The organism is Pseudoalteromonas shioyasakiensis, assembly GCF_022398475.1.
Lineage (GTDB): Bacteria > Pseudomonadota > Gammaproteobacteria > Enterobacterales > Alteromonadaceae > Pseudoalteromonas.
The window spans coordinates 1-4,418 of sequence record NZ_JAKEVM010000215.1 but is presented as its reverse complement, the minus strand read 5'-3'; the positions used below and the strand labels follow the sequence as shown (position 1 = coordinate 4,418).

1 protein-coding gene is annotated in these 4,418 nt (G+C 38.0%); it reads right to left on the bottom strand.

What is annotated here, in order from left to right:
* Nucleotides 1-179: 179 nt before the first annotated feature.
* Complete coding sequence (locus L1D51_RS20570; protein ID WP_239964697.1) at nucleotides 180-4,370, bottom strand: PKD domain-containing protein; 4,191 nt, start codon at nucleotides 4,368-4,370, stop codon at nucleotides 180-182.
* Nucleotides 4,371-4,418 lie beyond the last annotated feature (48 nt).

The window sequence follows — 4,418 nt, the reverse complement described above, 5'->3', positions numbered from 1 at the left end:
ATATAGAATATTGATTTAAATTCGTCTTAAAAGTCGCCAATACGCTTTAGTTAATAGCTGAAGTTCTAAATAATTATGTTGTAGATGATAAACCTAAACCAAAGCCTCCTTCTGGATGCTTTTTTGGGTTATAAAAAAGCCGCTACAAATGTAGCGGCTTATTACTAAGTAAATCTTATTTAATCAAAACTATGTTTAATTAAACGAGTGATGATGCCATCTCTTTTTAAACCATAAAACTGATTATTAGCATCAAGTAAATGTCCGCTAGACTGAGAAGAGATACTGTCTTGCTCAACAAAATTAGAAAGGTTTAGACGAATGACTTTTGAGTCAGTTAAAACCAGCGCAAGATTTTGTGTTTCATCGAAAACAACTTCAATAATATCAGAATCTAACCCAGCAATAGCCATACCGTGGGTCATGTCGCTACTGTAAAACACATCACCGCCGCGACTTATCACGAACTCACCATTAGGTGTAACCCAAACACGGCCATTTATTTCATAATCACCATGATAAGGGCTGTCTCCCAATGCTTCTATATCATCACTACTAATGTCAAACTTTTCAAAATCTGATGGGTATGATCCAGTATCGGCAGCGAAAACAGTATTACCCGTTGGGTGTAAATCTAAAACCCCTTTTTGGTAAATATCTGTGTAGCTGAACACATTACCGTTAAGCCCGTTAAGTGCGTATATTCTAGTATGTTGCCCTGATCCTGATGAGACAATGAGTTTGTTTTGTTGATTAATAACAAGATCAAATGGGTCAGTTGGCACTGAATACACGTTTATTTTCGCTTGTTCAGCCAAGTCAAAAACAGCAATGTAACCACTTTGATCTTCTGTATACCAATACATACTATGCTCTTGTTTAAGCAAAGATACATAAAGTCGCGAGCTATCTTGAGAGACCGTCATATTTTCAGGCATGAAATCAAACTCAAAATACTTCTCGGTTTCACCTGTTAATAAGTCAACTAAATAAAGTCGCTTAGCTTGTTTATCTGTGACATATAACTTTTGCCTCACCGAATCAACAGCTGTATCTGTCACTCTAAATTGCAATTCAAAGGCCGTGCTATCGGTCACTTGTATTCCATAGTCTGTGCCTTGAGCTACCTCAATTGTAATCATTTTAATATTGGAAGCACCTGCAGAGTCTTTTACTTGCAGAGTAATATTTTTCCTACCAGAAAGAATATACTTTTTGCTGATGAGGGGATCAGAGCTAAAGTCAGTATCCCATAGGTTATCGCCATCAAGATCCCAGCGATATTGCAAGTTTGCACCATCTTCTGCATCAGTACTTACTGCAGCATTAAATTCATAGTTATCACTCGTTGTGCCATTTTCTGGTGTATAAGTAAAATCAGCAACTGGCGCCATGTTAGTACCACATATGCTACAAGGATGTTCAACCACAACCATAGTTGTTACTGCCGACTCTGCACTCAACACTATTACTTGGTTATCATTAACAATCACATCGAATGCATTTTCTACTTCAATACTGCCAGCTTTAAACCATGTAGACAGATTAAAATAAGGCACTTCACCTTTATCAGTAACAATAAAAGCTAGATTTTGTTGAGAGTCAAAATTCAATGCTGTAATCAGCTCATCCCCTTCTTCAAAACCTTCTAGCGTTTGAACGTAAGTCATATTGTCGGTACGGAATACATGACCACCACGACTAATTAGATAGTTACCATCAGGCGTTATCCAAACACGACCTCCTATTGTGAAATCACCATGATATGGAGAGTCCCCAACAGAGGTAATGCCAGCTCCACTAATATCAAACTTTTCAAAATCAGATGGAGTTAAGTTAGTATCTGCAGCAAAGACATAATTCCCCGATGGGTGTAGAGTTAAACGCGCACCCTGATAAATCGAAGAGCTACCAAGAAAGTCACCATTCTCAGCGTCAAACGCATAAATGTTCGTCCATTGTCCAGAACCTGAAGATACGATAAGTTTGTTCTGATTATTTATGACTAGATCATACGGGTCAGTTTGTATTTCAAATAAATTGACTTGGCTTTGCTTTTCTAAATCAAAGACCGCAATGTAGCCATTTTGTTCTTCACTCCACCAATATGAACTGTGCTCTTGAGTAAGAAGAGCAACATAAAGTAGCTTACCATCAGGTGATAATGTCATTCGCTCCGGCATAAACTCAAATTCGAAGTACTTTTTAGTTTCGCCATCAGCTATGTCTACAACATATAATCGCTTAGCTGATTTATCTGTTACGTAAAGCTTTTGTCGAGGTACATCGGTAATTTTTGCTGTTACATTAAATTGTAATTCGTATGCAGAGCCATCAGTTACGTCACTGCCCGAATCTTCCCCTTGTGAAACATTAATTTCAACTGTAACGCTGTCTACAGCACCAACCGTATCCATTACCTGTAGAGTTACGAAATGAGTACCTGCAGTTATGAACTTTTTACTTGTATCTGAGCTCGTCGTAAAATCAGTATCCCATTGACCATCATCATCAAAGTCCCAGCGATATTGCAGTTCAGAGCTCTGTGTATCATAGCTACTCGAAGCATCAAATTCATACATATCAGTTGTTAAACCAGTATCTGGCGTATAAGTAAACTGAGCTACAGGAGCTGTATTGCCGATACAATCAGCGCATTGATAAGGTGTTTTAATCACATAAAGAGTATTATCATTTTCGGTCACTGAGTATGTGAATTGCTCAGCAAGAAACACCTGCTGAACATCTCCAGGTTGAGTAATCGCTCTGAAAACTTCTAATGACTGGAGGTTTATTAAATATATATTTCCATTTGAACTTGCAAAAGCAACCTTGTTCTTCTCATCAAACTGAATATCATCAATAGTAAACATCCCTAATACTTGCGATACGTGAGTCATATCAGAGACTTTAAATATATTGCCCCAACGAGAAAACACGAAGTCTTCTGAAACCCAAATACGCCCCCCAATACTATAATCACCATGATATGGAGAGTCACCGCGTGAAATGATACCTTCACCGGAAATATCAAACTTTTCAAAATCTGCTGGCGATATATCTGTATCAGCAGCAAAAACATAATTTTGCGAAGGATCTAAGCTGAGGTAAGACTGGTGTCTGATCCACTCATTCCCCGTTTGATATCCTGTTTCTGCACTGTATGAAAGAATTGAGGTCCATTGACTAGATCCCGATGAAACAATCACTTTTCCTGTGTTTGTCGCGACAATATCAAATGGATCTACGGCAACGCTAAAACGTTTTTGTTGCTGGACTTTATTTCGCGATAAATTATAAACAACAATTTCACCACTACCGTCAACTTCTGAGTAATATTCAAAGTCTCGATCAAGTAGCGACACATAAAGGGTATTATTTGCAATAGCCATTCTTCTTGGCATTTTTTCATATTGCAGTGTCTGAATAACCTTTCCTGTATCAGGACTAACAATATATAAAGATTTATTGATCTGGTCGGTAATGAATACTCTATTTGTAACTTTATGATAGACCATGTGAGTAATATGTTTGATCGATGAATCGAGGGCATGGCTCATACTCAACGTCGCATCATTAATATCATCTATACCATCGTTGTCATCATCAGCATCAGCATTATCGCCGATACCATCTAAATCAAAATCAGCACTCTCGCTGTTATCCCATGGAAATAAATCATCCCTATCAGAAACACCATCATTATCATCATCTGTATCGGCAGCATTGCTGATGCCATCTCCATCTGAATCGATAACTTTAGATGTAGATAAAGTGCTCGAAAAGTGAGAAATCGCAAATTCTTGCGTTACAAAATCAGTATCAGCAATAGATGAAAAAAGGCCTTTTTGTATTAATAATTGAGCAAATTCCTCAGCCGGCAACGCTAGATCAGCATTTGAAATACCTGCGCTTTCTAACTGTTGAACAAGGTCACTATCTAGGGTTATTGAATTTGATGGGTCTTTATCTTCATCTAAAGATTGCAACAATCGAATCGTATTAAGCACTATCGGGCTATATAAGTTTCGGCTGTCTAAAATATCAAGAGGTGTGACTACGGCTGCAGCGGGAATTGTAGGAAACTCAATACTAGCAAGCGAAAATGTGACATTATCGTTTTCTTTGTATTGATATTCACCAGCGCTATTAGTAACGCCAGATTCACCTGAACTTGTTGTATAGTTCAGGCCTGCAACAGCCGAATCTAAAAAAACGCCTGTCATTAAGACTGGATCTGGCGTTGTTGTTGGGTTATCAGTTGTAGGTTGTTCTGATTTAGAGTCTCCTCCACCACCGCCACCACATCCGGTAAGCAAAGCAACAGGGAAGATCAACGAAAAGAGTATTTTTGAACGAGTTCCATTCATAAAACTATTCCACTTTATATAATTATTATCGGCCAATTAGTATACATT